The sequence below is a fragment of the Neobacillus novalis NBRC 102450 genome (assembly GCF_001591805.1).
Taxonomy (GTDB): Bacteria; Bacillota; Bacilli; order Bacillales; family Cytobacillaceae; genus Neobacillus; species Neobacillus novalis.
Genome location: NZ_BCVP01000002.1, coordinates 1 through 17,195, shown reverse-complemented (window position 1 = coordinate 17,195; position 17,195 = coordinate 1). Strand labels below are relative to the sequence as shown.

The window sequence follows — 17,195 nt, the reverse complement described above, 5'->3', positions numbered from 1 at the left end:
TCCCTTATTTATTTTTTCATGAAAGAAGAAATATGGATGAAGTTTTCTGTCGAATAAACCCGAATCATCATGTATCATATGATATAATAATGTTTTGACATAGAGAAAATAAGTGATTTTTTAATAGATGGGAGAGAGACGCTTGAGCGATCATGCCTTAGGGAATAAAGAGCGATTTCAACTCTTGCTCCAGCAGCTGCAATTGGTTGAGGATGCTATTGTAGTCCATTTCAACAACGCGCAAATAGAAAGATTATTAGTTGAAAAGAAAGCAAGGAAATGGCATTTTCAATTTTTATTTGAAAAAATCCTTCCCTACAATGTTTATCTTCGGTTTTCGACTCAGTTAGAGAGAACATTTTCGAATATCGCAACAATTTCATATAGTATTCAAGTATCCAATCAAACAATATCACCAGAATTAATTCAAGAATATTGGAGTAATTGTATTCAGCAAATTGATGGTATTGCTCCACCACTATTAAAGCTGCTTAATGAACAACACCCCGATGTGAACGGAAATAAGCTTACTGTCACTGTCCGTAATGATACAGAGGGGCAAACGATAAAGCGGAAATATGGCGGGACAATCACTACTATTTATCAATCTTACGGATTTCCTAATTTATCGATAGAGACGGAAATAAACAATGCAGAAAAAAACGAAGAATATCAACAATTTTTACTTGCCAAGCAAAAGGAAGACCAAGAACGAGGACTTCAAGCATTGGTTGAATTACAGAAGAAAGAGGCTGAAAAGGACAAGGCTTCTGGGGAGGGTCTCCAAGGTCCGCTCACGATTGGACTCACCATTAAGGATAATAGTGAATTCCGCAGTCTAATAGATATTGTGGATGAGGAAAGAAGAATAGCGGTTGAAGGTTATATATTTGATGCCGAGATTCGCGAGCTCCGAAGCGGCCGGTCACTGCTTACCTTCAAAATTACCGACTACACAAGCTCGATCATGGTAAAAATGTTTTCGAGAGATAAAGAGGACGCAGCCCTTTTTCAGCATGTTAAAAAAGGAATGTGGGTAAAGGTTCGGGGAAGTATCCAAAACGATACTTTTGTCCGAGATCTCGTGATGATTGGAAATGATATTAATGAAATAAAGCCTGCCGGACGTAAGGATACAGCACCCGAAAATGAAAAGCGTGTTGAACTTCATCTTCATACACCGATGAGTCAAATGGATGCTGTAACACCTGTAGGTGCTCTGATTGCCCAAGCAAAAAAATGGGGTCATAAAGCGATTGCGGTTACTGATCATGCTGGTGCCCAATCCTTTCCAGAAGCATATGGTGCCGGTAAGAAAAATGATATAAAAATTCTTTACGGTGTTGAAGTGAATTTAGTTGATGATGGTGTGCCAATTGCCTATAATAGCGAAAACCGCTTATTAGCTGAAGATACATTTGTTGTCTTTGACGTTGAAACAACAGGACTTTCCGCCGTATACGATACGATTATCGAACTGGCGGCGGTGAAGATTTATGACGGTGAAATCATTGACCGTTTTGAATCATTTGCGAACCCGCATCACCGTTTATCTGCAACAACAATCAACCTTACGGGGATTACCGATGATATGGTACAGTCTGCACCAGAAATAGAAGAGGTTCTACGGAATTTTAGTGAATGGACAGGTGATTCCGTCCTAGTTGCCCATAATGCTTCCTTTGACATGGGCTTCCTCAATGTTGGGTATAAAAAAATCGGCTTTGAAAAGGCAAAAAATCCGGTCATTGATACACTTGAGTTAGGTCGATTTCTCTACCCGGAAATGAAGAACCATCGTTTAAATACACTGACAAAGAAGTTTGATATCGATTTAACCCAGCATCACCGTGCCATTTATGATGCAGAAGCAACGGGTTATTTACTTCTGAAAATGCTGAAAGATGCCCTTGAAAAAGGGATTGAATACCATGATGAATTTAACAATAACATGGGGAAAGGGAATGCCTATCAACGCGCCCGCCCCTATCATTGCACACTTTTAGCGCAAACTGAGGTTGGATTAAAGAACTTATTTAAACTCGTATCGATTTCTCATATTGAGTATTTTTACAGGGTACCAAGAATTCCAAGATCGGTTCTCCAAAAATACAGAGAAGGCATCCTTGTAGGCTCAGGCTGCAGTAAAGGCGAAGTGTTTGAGGGAATGATGCAAAAATCCCCAGAGGAAGTAGAGGCAGCAGCACGATTTTATGACTATATCGAGGTTATGCCGAAAGAAGTAAATGCTCCGTTGATTGAAATGGAATTGGTGCGCAATGAAAAGGCCATGGAAGATATCATTACTAAGATTGTAAACCTTGGCGATAAATTAGGCCTTCCAGTCGCGGCAACGGGGAATGTCCATTATCTAAATGAAAATGATAAAATCTACCGAAAAATATTAGTTAACTCACAAGGCGGCGCCAACCCGCTGAACCGCCATCAGCTACCCGATGTCCACTTCAGGACAACCAATGAGATGTTGGATGCCTTTTCGTTTTTGGGGAGTGAAAAGGCGAAAGAGATTGTGGTCACCAACACGAATAAAATCGCCGATATGATTGATGACATTAAACCAATTAAAGATGATTTATATACACCGCGAATTGAAGGTGCCGATGAAGAAATGCGCGAAATGAGTTACGCAATGGCACGGAAAATTTATGGTGATCCACTTCCAGAAATTGTTGAGGCACGCCTGGAGAAAGAACTGAAGAGTATCATTGGACATGGTTTTGCCGTTATTTATTTGATTTCACACAAGCTTGTAAAGAAATCCTTGGATGATGGCTACCTTGTAGGTTCAAGGGGATCTGTCGGTTCATCCCTTGTTGCCACCATGACAGAAATAACGGAAGTTAATCCATTGCCGCCACATTATGTTTGCCCTAAATGTAAGCACTCTGAGTTCTTTAATGATGGGTCTGTTGGATCTGGATTTGATTTGCCAGATAAAAACTGCCCTGAGTGCGGCTCCAAATACACAAAAGACGGGCATGATATTCCCTTTGAAACATTCCTTGGCTTTAAAGGGGATAAAGTCCCGGATATCGATTTAAATTTCTCTGGTGAGTATCAGCCTCGTGCCCATAACTATACAAAGGTCCTGTTTGGTGAGGATAATGTGTTCCGTGCCGGTACGATTGGAACGGTGGCCGATAAAACAGCTTTTGGATATGTAAAGGCCTATCAACAGGATAATAATCTTACATTAAGGGGCGCTGAAGTGGACCGGCTTGCTTCCGGCTGTACAGGGGTAAAGAGAACGACAGGACAGCACCCTGGCGGCATCATCGTTATTCCTGATTATATGGATGTTTATGATTTTTCACCGATTCAATTCCCGGCAGATGATCGAACATCTGAATGGAAAACAACCCATTTTGATTTCCATTCCATCCATGATAACGTGTTAAAGCTTGATATCCTTGGTCACGACGATCCAACGGTTATCAGGATGCTCCAGGACCTTAGCGGAATGGACCCGAAAACAATTCCAACCGATGACCCTGAAGTTATGAAGATTTTTAGCGGCACTGAATCGCTTGGTGTGACAGAACAGCAAATTATGTGTAAAACGGGTACGCTAGGAATACCAGAATTTGGAACTCGATTCGTAAGACAAATGCTTGAAGATACAAAACCAACGACATTTTCAGAACTCGTTCAAATCTCCGGGCTCTCACACGGTACAGATGTATGGCTCGGAAATGCTCAAGAATTAATCCATAATCAAACATGTAACTTGAGCGAAGTAATTGGCTGTCGGGACGATATCATGGTCTACTTGATATATCAAGGACTGGATCCGTCGTTTGCCTTTAAAATTATGGAATCAGTCCGAAAAGGAAAAGGCTTAAGTGAAGAGATGGAAGCGGAAATGCGAAAAAATGAAGTTCCGGAATGGTATATTGATTCTTGTAAAAAGATTAAATATATGTTCCCTAAGGCGCATGCGGCTGCCTATGTTTTAATGGCGGTACGAATTGCCTATTTTAAGGTTCATCTGCCGCTTCTTTATTATGCCGCCTATTTCACTGTCCGTGCCGAGGATTTTGACATCGAGGCAATGTCGCGCGGGTCAGAAGCCATCCGCGCAAAAATAGAAGAAATAAATGCAAAGGGTTTAGAAGCCTCAAATAAAGAGAAAAACTTATTAACAGTTTTAGAATTGGCCCTTGAAATGACCGAAAGAGGGTTTGTTTTCCAAAATTACGATTTGTATAAATCGGATGCGTCAGATTTCATTATTGAAGGCAAGACATTAATTCCTCCGTTTAATTCTATTCCAGGACTGGGAACAAATGCTGCTTTTAACATTGTGAAGGCAAGGGGCGCGGGAGAATTTTTATCAAAAGAAGACCTGCAGCAAAGAGGGAAGGTATCCAAGACCATTCTTGAATATTTGGACAAACAAGGCTGCCTAAAATCCCTTCCAGAGCAAAACCAGCTTTCACTTTTCTAAACAAATCGCCCTATACCTCCCTGTACGAGGCGCTTTGCTTTGGTTTAGGTTTGCATAAAAATAGTGGTTATGGTATAGTTTAATTGGAAATACTAAGAAATACTCTCGTATCTAAGAGTGGGGAAACCCACTCTTTCGTCTTGTTGTCGAATATTTTTTTAGTGGAACTTAATAAAACTTTCCGTGAACTACATAAAATATGGGTGAAAAACATCGAAAAAGGGGGGATTAGTATGAGCAAAGTAACGGAAGTAGTGGAAGAGCTTGCGGCACCGCTTATTCAAGAGCTAGGCTTGGAATTGGTTGAAATTGAATATGTAAAAGAAGGGAAAAGCTGGTTTCTTCGTGTATATATTGATAAAGAAAACGGTGTGGATATTGAGGATTGCGGACTAGTCAGTGAGCGGCTCAGCGAAAAACTCGATGAAATCGATCCAATTCCCCATAATTATTTTCTTGAAGTGTCCTCACCTGGTGCAGAGCGCCCATTAAAAAAAGATAAAGATTTTCAAATGGCTATTGGCAAAAATGTAGTTATCAAAACATATGAGCCAATTGATGGTGAAAAAAACTTTGAAGGGACATTGCTGGAATTTAATGGACAAACATTGAAGATTGAGGTCAAAATCAAGACCCGTAAGAAGTCTATTGAAATTCCATATGAAAAAGTGGCAAATGCACGACTAGCCGTTATTTTTTCTTGAAGAAAAATTGAAAAGGATTAGGGGGATACAAGCAAATGAGCAGCGAATTATTAGATGCTCTTACAATACTGGAAAGAGAAAAGGGTATTTCCAGAACGATTTTAATTGAAGCGATTGAGGCAGCACTCGTATCGGCATATCGCCGTAATTTCAATCAGGCTCAGAATGTACGGGTCGACATAAACTTACAGACAGGTTCCATGCGCGTTTTTGCGCGAAAAGAAGTTGTTGATCAGGTTTTCGATCCACGTTTGGAAATATCTTTAGAGGATGCAAGGCAAGTCAATCCAAACTACCAGGTTGAAGATGTTGTTGAAATGGAAGTAACTCCGAAGGATTTCGGCAGAATCGCAGCTCAAACTGCTAAACAGGTCGTCACACAGCGAGTAAGAGAAGCAGAAAGAGGAATCATTTATTCAGAATTTATCGACCGTGAAGAAGATATTATGACTGGTATTGTTCAACGGCTAGATTCTAAATTTATTTATGTCAGCCTTGGTAAAATTGAGGCGTTACTTCCTGCAAATGAACAAATGCCAAATGAACGTTATAAGCCACATGACCGAATCAAGGTATTTATTACCAAAGTTGAAAAAACAACCAAGGGCCCGCAAATATTCGTTTCTCGGACACATCCGGGACTCCTTAAACGCTTATTCGAAATTGAGGTCCCAGAGATATACGACGGAACAGTGGAAATTAAATCTGTTGCCCGTGAAGCCGGGGATCGCTCGAAGATTTCTGTGCACTCGGATAATAATGAAGTAGATCCGGTTGGTTCTTGTGTCGGTCCTAAGGGAACAAGAGTTCAGGCAGTCGTGAATGAGTTAAAGGGTGAAAAAATCGATATCGTTAAGTGGTCCGATGACCCTGTTGTCTTTGTCGCAAACTCACTCAGCCCTTCTAAGGTTTTGGATGTTTTTGTGACTGAAAACGAAAAAGCAACCACAGTTGTTGTGCCGGATTATCAGCTTTCCCTGGCAATTGGTAAACGTGGTCAAAACGCCCGGCTGGCGGCAAAATTAACTGGCTGGAAAATTGATATCAAATCAGAAACGGAAGCGCGTGAAATGGGAATTTACCCGCATGAAGAACCAATCAGGCTTTTTGATGACCAGGTTGATACTGATTTCGATTTCGAAGAAGATATAGATTAAAGTTGAGGTGAGACGTGTGAACTCTAGAAAAAAAGTTCCAATGCGCAAATGTGTGGCTACCGGTGAAATGAAACCGAAAAAAGAACTCGTTCGCATCGTTCGCTCCAAAGAGGGAGACGTATCCATCGATTTGACCGGAAAAAAATCCGGCAGAGGTGCATACCTTTCTAAGGAAAAAGAAGCTGTCTTACTAGCCAAGAAAAGAAACACCTTGTCTAATCATTTAGAGGTTTCTATTAATGATTCTATTTATGAAGAACTACTTGAGTTAATAGAGAAGGAGAACTGACCATCCACATGAAACAAAAACAATGGATGTCATTGCTTGGCTTGGCCAATCGAGCGCGTAAAATCACAACGGGTGAGGAATTAACCGTCAAGGAAATCCGAAACGGCAAAGCAAAACTCGTACTATTATCCGCAGATGCATCTGCAAATACGACTAAAAAAATTACGGATAAATGTAATTCCTATGAAGTTCCATTTAAAATAGTTGAAGACCGTCACCTTCTTGGTCAAGCAATTGGCAAGGAAGCCCGCGTTGTTGTAGCTGTTATGGATGATGGATTTGCAAAAAAATTGATAACGTTGCTCGATTAAATCTAGCGGGGGTGAAAATATGAGTAAAATCCGTGTTTATGAATACGCAAAAAAACACAATATTTCAAGTAAAGATATCATTACAAAATTAAAAGAAATGAATATAGAGGTTTCCAATCATATGGCAACAATAGAAGAAGAAGACATCAAAAAACTTGATGCCGCCTACAATAAAAAAGCAACCAATACACCGCAGCAAAAGCCGGTAAATAGCACCCAGCAAAAGCCTGTAAATAATACGCAGCAAAAGCAGGAAGGCGGACAGCAAAAACGCCCAAGTAATCGCCCTGCCCAGCAGCAAAATCGTCAAAATCAAAGACCGGCTCAAACGGGACAAAAGCCGCAAGTGCAGTCGAAAACACCTAAAGCATTTGAGGAAGCTGCAGATAAAAATTCTGCTCCTAGCAAGGTGAAAGTAGTCTCTCCACCAAAAACGGCAGAAGGTAAAAAGCAAAACCAAGAAAATCAATCAAAAGAAAATAAAGTCTTCAGTTCAGGAAAAGCAAAAAGTAAACCTTATAATAACTATAACAATCAGAATCGTAATAATCACAATAATAAAAAGAAAAACCATACACCAGTACAGCAAGCAGCACCGCAAAAGAGAAAAGAGAGAGAACTTCCAGCTAAGATTACCTTTAGTGAATCACTAACGGTGGCAGAGCTAGCGAAAAAAATCTATCGCGAACCATCAGAAATCATCAAAAAACTCTTCTTGCTTGGTGTTATGGCAACAATTAACCAGGTGTTAGATAAAGATGCAATTGAATTAATCGCCGGGGAATATGGTGTCGAGGTCGAGGAAGAAATTAAAATCGATACAACCGACCTTGAAGTGTATTTTACGGAAGACAGTGCGGAAAACTTAGTAGAAAGACCTTCTGTCGTTACCATTATGGGGCATGTTGATCACGGTAAAACAACATTGCTTGATTCGATTCGAAACACAAAGGTAACTGAAGGAGAAGCTGGTGGAATAACCCAGCATATCGGTGCCTATCAAGTGGTTGAAAACGGAAAGAAAATCACATTCCTTGATACACCAGGACACGCTGCTTTCACAACCATGCGTCAACGGGGTGCAAAAATTACCGATATTACCATTCTTGTTGTAGCTGCAGATGACGGTGTAATGCCGCAAACTGTAGAAGCTATTAACCATGCAAAAGCAGCTGAGGTTCCAATTATTGTTGCTGTAAATAAAATGGATAAAGAGGCCGCAAATGCTGATCGTGTAATGCAGGAACTTACAGAACATGGTTTAGTATCTGAAGCATGGGGTGGGGATACTATTTTTGTCCCACTATCTGCAAAAACCGGCGAAGGAATAGATAATCTTTTAGAAATGATCCTTCTTGTCGGTGAAGTAGAAGAATATAAAGCAAATCCAAATAGAAAAGCTGTTGGAACCGTGATTGAAGCCCAATTGGATAAGGGCCGCGGGTCGGTTGCCACCTTACTAGTGCAAAACGGCACGCTAAAAATTGGTGATCCGATTGTTGTTGGTCATACACATGGTCGTGTTCGTGCGATGGTGAATGATAAAGGTCGCCGTGTTAAAGAAGCAGGCCCATCAACACCAGTTGAAATAACAGGACTAAGTGATGTTCCGCAGGCTGGAGACCGCTTCGTTGTGTTTGACGACGAAAAGACAGCACGTCAAGTTGGGGAAGCACGCTCCCAGCAGGCATTGGTTGCACATCGCGGGGAGAAATCGATTGTAAGCTTAGAAACGCTGTTTGAACAATTGAAGCAAGGTGAAATGAAGGACTTAAACATCATCCTTAAAGCTGATGTTCAAGGTTCTGCAGAAGCTGTTGCTGCTTCATTGCAAAAAATCGACGTTCAAGGTGTCAATATTAAAATTATCCATAGCGGTGCAGGTGCGATTAATGAGTCGGATATTAGTCTTGCGGCGGCATCAAATGCCATCGTTATCGGATTCAATGTTCGCCCAGATGTAAACGCGAAACGTGCTGCAGATGCTGAAAAAGTTGATGTCCGTCTGCACAGAATCATTTATAAAGTTATCGAAGAGATTGAAGCGGCGATGAAAGGGATGCTTGACCCCGAATTCCAAGAAAAAATCATCGGTCAAGCTGAGGTTCGTCAAACATTCAAAGTATCTAAGGTGGGTACGATTGCTGGCTCGTATGTGACGGATGGTAAAATTACCCGTGACAGCGGCATTCGCTTAATTCGTAACGGAGTTGTCACCTTTGAAGGACAAATCGATGCCCTAAAACGTTTCAAAGACGACGCAAAAGAAGTCGCACAAGGCTATGAATGTGGTATCACCATTAAAAACTTTAATGATGTTAAAGAAGGAGACATCATTGAAGCATACATTATGGAAGAAATTGAACGTAAATGATCATCGGCGCTGCCGTTTGTGAATGTATCATTTATGATGCCCATTCCTTAAAAGAGAAACGAGCCGTTTTGCAGCGAATCCTTACACGTTTGAAACAAAAGTTTAACGTATCTGTGTCTGAAGTTGACTATCAGGATGTATGGCAGCGGACAAAGATTGCCATCGCAGCAGTCACTTCCTCAAGGGTATCAACGGAGCAGGAGCTGCAAAATGCGTTGAAATTTATCGACTCGTTTCCGGAAATAGAAAGAACGATCACCGAGATGGATTGGCTTTAAGTTAAGAGGTGAATGTGATGAGCCACAGAGCAAATCGTGTTGGAGAACAAATGAAAAAAGAACTAGGTGACATCATCAGTCGAAAAATCAAAGATCCTCGGATTGGATTTGTGACGGTTACCGATGTTGAAGTAACGGGAGATTTACAACAAGCTAAGGTATATATTTCTGTATTAGGTGATGAAGAGCAACGGGAAAATACATTAAAAGGCCTTGCCAAGGCAAAAGGTTTTATCCGGACAGAAATTGGTCAGCGTATTCGCCTTCGCAAAACACCTGAAATCATCTTTGAGTGGGATGAATCAATCGATTATGGAAATCGGATTGAAACGCTGCTTCATGAATTGCATACAGATGATAAACCAATGGATAAGAATGAAGAAGAGTAACATTTAAATGGAAAATGGATAGACACAGGTCTATCCATTTTTTTAAATATTTTAGTGAGGAGAGTTAATCTTGGAAGGAATTTTACCATTATTTAAGCCTGCGGGGTTAACATCACATGATTGTGTCTTTAAGTTAAGGAAGATATTAAAAACAAAAAAGGTGGGTCATACAGGTACACTTGATCCTGATGTGACCGGTGTTCTTCCTATTTGTATTGGGAAAGCAACCAAGGTTGCTGAGTACATAACCGATGCTGGCAAGGCATATGAAGGCGAAGTGACAATCGGTTTTTCGACTACAACTGAGGATGCCTCAGGAGATCTAGTTGAGAAGAAAATCGTTAATCGTACGATTACTCATGAAGAAATTCAGCAGGTTCTGAATTCATTAACGGGTGAAATTGAACAAACACCCCCTATGTTCTCAGCTGTAAAAGTCGGAGGAGTCCGACTGTATGAATATGCACGGAAAGGGATTGAAGTGGAACGCCCATCGAGAAGGGTGAAGATTTATTCCATAGAATTACTTGACGAGAGAAGTGAATATGCTGGTGAAACGATTAGTTTCCGATTTAGAGTCAGCTGCAGTAAGGGGACCTATATCCGCACCTTGGCGGTCATGATTGGTGAGCGCCTAGGGTATCCAGCACATATGTCGCACCTGACAAGAATTCAATCCGCATCCTATTCATTGAATGATTGCCTCACATTTGAAGAGGTTGAAAAATTGATGGCTGCTGGGAACATATCAACCGTTTTAAGACCATTAGAAACAGCACTTTCTCATTTGCCGAAATTACTGATTAATGATAAAGTAGCAGAGAAAGTGAAAAATGGTGCACTTTTGCCAATACCTGAATATTTAAACACTAGTAACGGACCTATTATTGCAGAAACTAAGGATGGCCTGGCACTGGCGATTTATGCAAAACATCCCAATAAGCCAGATCTGCTTAAACCAGTTAAGGTTTTAAGAAACGAGATAGAATAAAAGGTTACCGCAAAAGAAAAGGTGAGTTTCATTTGGAAATAATAAGGCTTAGTTTTCCATATAACATAAATAAGGAATTTCCGCCATTAGCAATGGCTCTTGGCTATTTTGATGGAGTTCATCGCGGCCACAGGCAGGTAATCCTTGAGGCCAAAAAGCAAGCGGAGAATGCGGGACTTCACAGTGCGGTCATGACATTTGACCCGCATCCATCGGTCGTGTTAGGAAAAGGCAGAAAACATGTACAGTATATAACACCTCTAGAGGAAAAAATTAACATTATTAACGGCTTAGGAATCGATTTTCTATTTATCGTCCATTTCAGCGCTGAATTTGCCAATCTGCTTCCGCAGGAATTCATTGATCGATATATAATCGGGCTTAATGTACACCATGTTGTCGCTGGATTTGATTTTACATATGGACGAATGGGTAAAGGAACAATGGAAACCTTGCCATTCCATTCAAGAGATCAGTTTTCTCATACAGTAGTAGCAAAATTTGTGCAAGATAACGAAAAGGTTAGTTCAACTAGAATCCGTAATCTCCTGAAAGAAGGAAAAACAATACAGCTTCCTCCTCTTCTTGGAAAGTTCTATACGACGACAGGAACGGTCATACATGGGGATAAACGGGGCCGGACAATTGGTTTTCCAACGGCGAACATCGACTTAAATGAGGCATATATTGTACCACCTACCGGTGTTTATGCAGTACGAATGAAAGTAGATCATGATTGGCATGATGGTGTTTGTAATGTGGGATACAAACCAACATTTAATAAGGAAGCTACAAGGCTATCTGTGGAAGTCCATCTGTTTGACTTTAACCGTGAGATTTATGGAAATGAAGTGGTTATCGAATGGCATCCATATTTACGAAAAGAACAAAAATTTTCAGGTATAGAAGAACTCGTTACTCAACTAGAGAAGGATAAGCAAAATGCCTTAGATTACTTTGAAAAGAATCGACAATCTTCCTGAGATTGCTTCCATTATGAAGTATTTCTTACAAGATAATGAGGTTTTTACTTGCTTTTTGGCGTAAAACAATGTATTCTTAACTACGTATTGAAAACAACCTTTGCTTGGCAAGTCGAGTCACCGACGCTTGCTCGGTAACTGGGGATAGAAAACTAGGAGGTGAATCCGGATGGCAATCACTCAAGAACGTAAAAATGAACTTATCAATGAGTACAAAACTCATGAGAGCGACACTGGATCTGCAGAAGTTCAAATCGCTGTCCTTACTGAATCAATTAACAATTTGAACGAGCACTTACGTACACACAAGAAAGATCACCACTCACGCCGTGGTCTTTTGAAAATGGTTGGTAAACGTCGTAATCTTTTGACTTTCCTACGTAATAAAGACGTTCAACGTTACCGTGTGTTAATTAATAAGCTTGGTCTACGTCGTTAGTCTACAGAAGCGGGAATTTTCCCGCTTTTTTATTAGGTTAAAATTTTTTATACATATTTTAAGTCAGAACAATTATGTGCATACTATAAGTAATTTGAATTTATATAATAAGCTTTCATGGCTTTTTTAATATAAGCTATCTTTAGTAAGATGAGTACAGCGGGATAGTCATATTTCGCATCATCCTCCTAAGTGATTTAGATGGAGAGGGGTAAAATTATGGAACAAACAAAACATGAATATTCGATGGATTGGGCGGGGCGCAAGTTAACCGTCGAAATCGGTCAATTGGCAAAGCAGGCAAACGGGGCAGTAATGGTTCGCTATGGTGATACAGCCGTATTAAGTACCGCAACAGCTTCCAAAGAACCTAAAAACTTGGATTTCTTCCCATTAACAGTTAACTATGAAGAACGGTTGTATGCTGTTGGTAAGATTCCTGGAGGGTTTATTAAACGAGAAGGCCGTCCAAGTGAAAAGGCTATTTTAGCCAGCCGCCTTATCGATCGTCCGATTCGCCCGCTTTTTGCGGATGGATTCCGTAATGATGTTCAAGTAATTAGCATTGTTATGAGTGTGGATCAGGATTGTTCGACTGAAATGGCTGCAATGTTCGGCTCATCGTTGGCGCTAAGTACTTCAGATATTCCGTTTGAGGGACCAATTGCCGGTGTTGTTGTCGGACGTATCAATGGAGAATTTGTCGTTAACCCAACGGTTGAACAGGCAGAACAAAGTGACATTCATTTAACAGTAGCAGGTACAAAAGATGCGATTAACATGGTTGAAGCCGGGGCTTTAGAAGTTCCAGAGGAAATCATGCTTGAAGCCATTATGTTTGGTCACAATGAAATTAAACGATTAATTGAATTCCAAGAAAAAATTGTCGCTGAAGTTGGCAAAGAAAAAAGACAAATTTCCTTGTATGAATTAGATGCAAGGCTTGAAGCTGAAATAAGAGAAATGTGCGAATCAGAAATGATCAGTGCGATCCAGGTTCAGGAAAAGCATGCCCGTGAAGATGCCATCAAAGAAGTTAAAAACCAAGTTTTGGCTAAATATGAAGAACAAGAAGCAACAGCTGAAGATTTGAAACAAGTCAAACAAATTTTGGACAAGATGGTTAAAGGTGAAGTCCGCCGCCTAATAACGGTGGAAAAAATCCGTCCAGATGGCCGTAAAATTGATGAAATCCGACCATTATCGTCACAAGTAAGTATATTACCTCGTACCCATGGGTCAGGATTATTTACGCGTGGACAAACGCAGGCTTTAAGTATTTGTACGCTTGGAGCAATGGGTGATGTACAAATTCTTGATGGTTTAGGAATTGAAGAAGAGAAACGATTCATGCATCATTATAACTTCCCTCTATTCAGTGTAGGGGAAACAGGCCCAATCCGCGGACCGGGCCGTCGTGAAATTGGCCATGGTGCCTTGGGTGAACGTGCCCTTGAACCGATTATTCCATCTGAAAAGGATTTTCCATATACGATCCGCCTTGTTTCTGAGGTTCTGGAATCCAATGGTTCAACTTCTCAGGCAAGTATTTGTGCAAGTACGTTGGCGATGATGGATGCAGGTGTGCCGATTAAAGCGCCTGTCGCTGGTATTGCCATGGGTCTTGTTAAATCAGGAGAGCACTATACTGTATTATCTGATATTCAAGGGATGGAAGATCATCTAGGAGACATGGATTTTAAAGTCGCAGGAACAGCAAAAGGTGTTACAGCGCTGCAAATGGATATAAAAATCGATGGTCTTTCCCGCGAAATTTTAGAAGAAGCCTTACAGCAAGCAAAAGTTGGAAGAATGCATATTTTAGATTCTATGCTTGCTACCATTACGGAACCAAGGCCAGAACTTTCCCAGTTTGCACCAAAAATCTTAACGATGACAATTAACCCAGATAAAATCCGTGATGTCATTGGGCCGAGCGGAAAACAAATCAATAAAATTATTGAAGAAACAGGCGTGAAGATTGATATCGAGCAAGATGGTACTGTTTTTATTGCCTCGACTAACCAAGAGATGAATCAAAAAGCGAAGAAAATCATTGAAGATATTGTTCGTGAGGTTCAAGTCGGAGAAATGTACCTTGGCAAGGTAAAACGGATTGAAAAATTTGGTGCCTTCGTTGAAATTTTTGCCGGAAAAGACGGACTCGTCCATATTTCGGAGCTTGCTGAAGAGCGGGTAGGAAAAGTGGAGGATGTTGTTAAAATTGGCGATCAATTCTTAGTTAAGGTAACCGAAATTGATAAACAAGGCCGTGTGAATCTATCACGTAAAGCGGTCCTGAAGGAACAGCGCGAAAAGGCTGAAGAAAACCAGTAATAGTTGACTCAGGCTTTTAAAGGCAGGAAACACCAGTAAGTCGGGGCACACACCCTGACTTTTTTCATGTATTAAAAGCCTTTCACTGGGACGTCGGCTTTTCTGTTCTACCTTGTCCCTTCGATACATAAAGTGTATGGAAGGGGGGAAAGGTAGATGAAAAAGGTTTGGATTTTTTTAAGTTTAGGTTTGGCTGCATGGATATTAGTTAACAATCCAATTGTGAACAAGTATGTTGCTTCAATAAAGCAATCAGCACTTCCAGCAGCAAAGCAGTCAGATCCTCTTTATCAAAGTATCATTAAACATGCTTCTACATATGAAATCCCACCTTCAGATGCGAAAATAGATAGGGTTTGGAAGGCTATTCCCGGATATAACGGACTTGAAGTTGATCTTGAAGCTTCTTATAAAAATATGAAAAAAAAGCAAGTTTTTGACGAAAAGAAACTGGTGTTTATCCAAACAAAACCACAGGTGCATCTTGACGAATTGCCTCCCTCGCCGATATATAAAGGCCATCCGGAAAAACCAATGGTATCCTTCATTATTAATGTTGCATGGGGAAATGAATATTTATCAGAAATGCTTGCAACCCTGAAAAGGCATCATGTAACAGCTAGTTTTTTTCTAGAAGGAAATTGGGTGAAAGAAAATCCAGACCTCGCAAAAATGATCGTGAGTGCTGGACATGAGGTAGGAAATCATTCGTATTCACATCCGGATATGAAGCGGCTGACAGCTCCTATGGCTAGGGAACAAATAAAGAAAACGAATGAAATCATTGAAGCAGCGACTGGTGCGAAATGTTTCTGGTTCGCTCCGCCTAGCGGCAGTTATCGGGATGAGACCATAAAAGTCGCTCATGAATTAAATATGAAAACCGTAATGTGGACAGTCGATACAGTGGATTGGAAAAAGCCCACTCCTGAAGCCCTGATTAATCGTGTCATGTCAAAAATTGATAACGGTTCCATGGTGCTGATGCATCCGACTGCATCGACAGCAAACTCACTCGAGCAATTAATTAAATTAATCGAGCAAAGGAATTTAAAAATCGGTACGGTCTCAGAATTAATGAATGAGGAAAGAATCATTAAATAATTTAAGGAAGATATCTCTTAAAATTGGAGAAAATAACTTCTAGAAAGTATAATAAATAATTGGAGTAGTAGCATCTGCTGTGTATAGACAGGAGGAAGTCGATGATTAATAAATACACTTGCCAAAATGGAGTAAGAATTGTATTAGAAAATATTCCTACCGTACGATCCGTTGCCATTGGTGTATGGATTGGAACTGGTTCTAGAGATGAGAATCCACAAAACAATGGTATTTCCCATTTCCTAGAGCATATGTTTTTTAAAGGTACTGCCACGCGTTCTGCAAAGGACATTGCTGAATCTTTTGATAGCATTGGCGGTCAGGTTAATGCCTTTACCTCTAAGGAATATACATGCTATTATGCCAAGGTTCTTGATACACATTCTCAATTTGCCTTAGATGTGCTAGCAGATATGTTTTTTAATTCTACTTTTGTTGAAGCGGAATTAAAAAAGGAGAAAAACGTTGTTTTAGAGGAAATAAAAATGTACGAAGATACACCGGATGATATCGTCCATGATTTACTTAGCAGAGCTGTTTTTGAAAATCATCCACTTGGATACCCGATTCTTGGGACAGAAGAAACATTAAACACATTTACTGGTGACACACTCAGAGAATATATCCATGAAAGATACACTCCTGAAAATGTGGTTATTTCAATTGCAGGTAATATCTCAGAGGCTTTTATTCAGGAAGTTGAAAAATATTTTGGAAGCTACGAGGGCGGCTCAAAGGAAAACCCCGAAAATGTTCCTGTTTTTCATTCTAATCGAATATCAAGGAAAAAGGAGACGGAGCAGGCCCATTTATGTATTGGTTTTGAAGGGCTTAAGGTTGGTCATGAGGACATGTATAGTTTAATTACGCTAAATAATATTTTGGGCGGCAGCATGAGCTCGAGACTATTCCAAGAGGTCCGTGAACAAAGAGGCTTAGCTTACTCCGTATTCTCTTACCATTCTGCCTATAAGGATAGTGGAATCGTCACTGTTTATGGCGGAACGGGTGCAAAACAGCTGGATGTTTTATTTGAAACGATCCAAGAGACACTTGAGAAATTAAAGCAAAATGGAATTACCGAGAAAGAATTAACAAATAGTAAAGAACAGCTTAAAGGCAGTTTGATGTTAAGTTTAGAAAGCACAAATAGCCGAATGAGCCGTAATGGCAAAAATGAACTCCTATTAAGACGCCATCGTTCCCTCGATGAAATTATTGAGCAGATTGATGTAGTGACGAAGAAAAGTGTGGACGACATGGCAAGAGCCGTGTTTACGGACAAATATTCTGTTACCTTGATTAGTCCTGATGGAGAATTTCCTAATAATTTATCGTAATAAGAAAAGCGCAAGCGCCCTGGTCAGCGGC

General features: G+C 40.4%; 14 protein-coding genes. All 14 read left to right on the top strand.

Annotated features, from left to right (window positions below):
* Window positions 1–142: 142 nt before the first annotated feature.
* The gene (locus BANVL01_RS00605) at window positions 143–4,468 is read left to right on the top strand and encodes a PolC-type DNA polymerase III (RefSeq protein ID WP_066085356.1); all 4,326 of its coding nucleotides are present in this window, start codon (window positions 143–145) and stop codon (window positions 4,466–4,468) included.
* 233 nt (window positions 4,469–4,701) lie between these two features.
* A complete protein-coding gene (gene rimP / locus BANVL01_RS00600; protein WP_066085359.1) occupies window positions 4,702–5,172 on the top strand; it encodes a ribosome maturation factor RimP in 471 nt (156 codons plus the stop codon).
* Between the two features lie 35 nt (window positions 5,173–5,207).
* Entirely contained in the window at window positions 5,208–6,329 is a 1,122-nt protein-coding gene (gene nusA / locus BANVL01_RS00595) for a transcription termination factor NusA (RefSeq protein ID WP_066085362.1), read from the top strand.
* A gap of 16 nt (window positions 6,330–6,345) precedes the next feature.
* Window positions 6,346–6,618 (top strand): RNase P modulator RnpM, encoded by a 273-nt coding sequence (rnpM, locus tag BANVL01_RS00590; protein WP_066085364.1) that lies wholly within the window; start codon window positions 6,346–6,348, stop codon window positions 6,616–6,618.
* Window positions 6,619–6,626: 8 nt separating this feature from the next.
* A complete protein-coding gene (locus BANVL01_RS00585; protein WP_066085366.1) occupies window positions 6,627–6,929 on the top strand; it encodes a YlxQ family RNA-binding protein in 303 nt (100 codons plus the stop codon).
* 19 nt (window positions 6,930–6,948) lie between these two features.
* Entirely contained in the window at window positions 6,949–9,303 is a 2,355-nt protein-coding gene (gene infB / locus BANVL01_RS00580) for a translation initiation factor IF-2 (RefSeq protein ID WP_066085367.1), read from the top strand.
* Window positions 9,300–9,581, top strand: a complete 282-nt coding sequence (locus BANVL01_RS00575; protein ID WP_024026803.1) for a DUF503 domain-containing protein — start codon at window positions 9,300–9,302, stop codon at window positions 9,579–9,581. The genes infB and BANVL01_RS00575 overlap by 4 nt, the downstream gene beginning before the upstream one ends.
* 17 nt (window positions 9,582–9,598) lie before the next feature.
* Window positions 9,599–9,970, top strand: a complete 372-nt coding sequence (gene rbfA / locus BANVL01_RS00570; RefSeq protein WP_066085369.1) for a 30S ribosome-binding factor RbfA — start codon at window positions 9,599–9,601, stop codon at window positions 9,968–9,970.
* 70 nt (window positions 9,971–10,040) lie between these two features.
* Complete coding sequence (truB, locus tag BANVL01_RS00565) at window positions 10,041–10,961, top strand: tRNA pseudouridine(55) synthase TruB (protein WP_066085371.1); 921 nt, start codon at window positions 10,041–10,043, stop codon at window positions 10,959–10,961.
* A gap of 32 nt (window positions 10,962–10,993) precedes the next feature.
* Window positions 10,994–11,944 (top strand): bifunctional riboflavin kinase/FAD synthetase, encoded by a 951-nt coding sequence (gene ribF / locus BANVL01_RS00560; protein WP_066085373.1) that lies wholly within the window; start codon window positions 10,994–10,996, stop codon window positions 11,942–11,944.
* 169 nt (window positions 11,945–12,113) lie between these two features.
* Window positions 12,114–12,383, top strand: coding sequence for a 30S ribosomal protein S15 (rpsO, locus tag BANVL01_RS00555; RefSeq protein WP_024026799.1), 270 nt, complete (start codon window positions 12,114–12,116; stop codon window positions 12,381–12,383).
* Window positions 12,384–12,602: 219 nt separating this feature from the next.
* Complete coding sequence (pnp, locus tag BANVL01_RS00550; protein ID WP_066085375.1) at window positions 12,603–14,720, top strand: polyribonucleotide nucleotidyltransferase; 2,118 nt, start codon at window positions 12,603–12,605, stop codon at window positions 14,718–14,720.
* 156 nt (window positions 14,721–14,876) lie between these two features.
* Window positions 14,877–15,824, top strand: coding sequence for a polysaccharide deacetylase family protein (locus BANVL01_RS00545; RefSeq protein ID WP_066085376.1), 948 nt, complete (start codon window positions 14,877–14,879; stop codon window positions 15,822–15,824).
* A 101-nt stretch (window positions 15,825–15,925) separates the two neighbouring features.
* Window positions 15,926–17,164, top strand: a complete 1,239-nt coding sequence (locus BANVL01_RS00540; protein ID WP_066085378.1) for a M16 family metallopeptidase — start codon at window positions 15,926–15,928, stop codon at window positions 17,162–17,164.
* The last annotated feature ends 31 nt before the right edge of the window (window positions 17,165–17,195 follow it).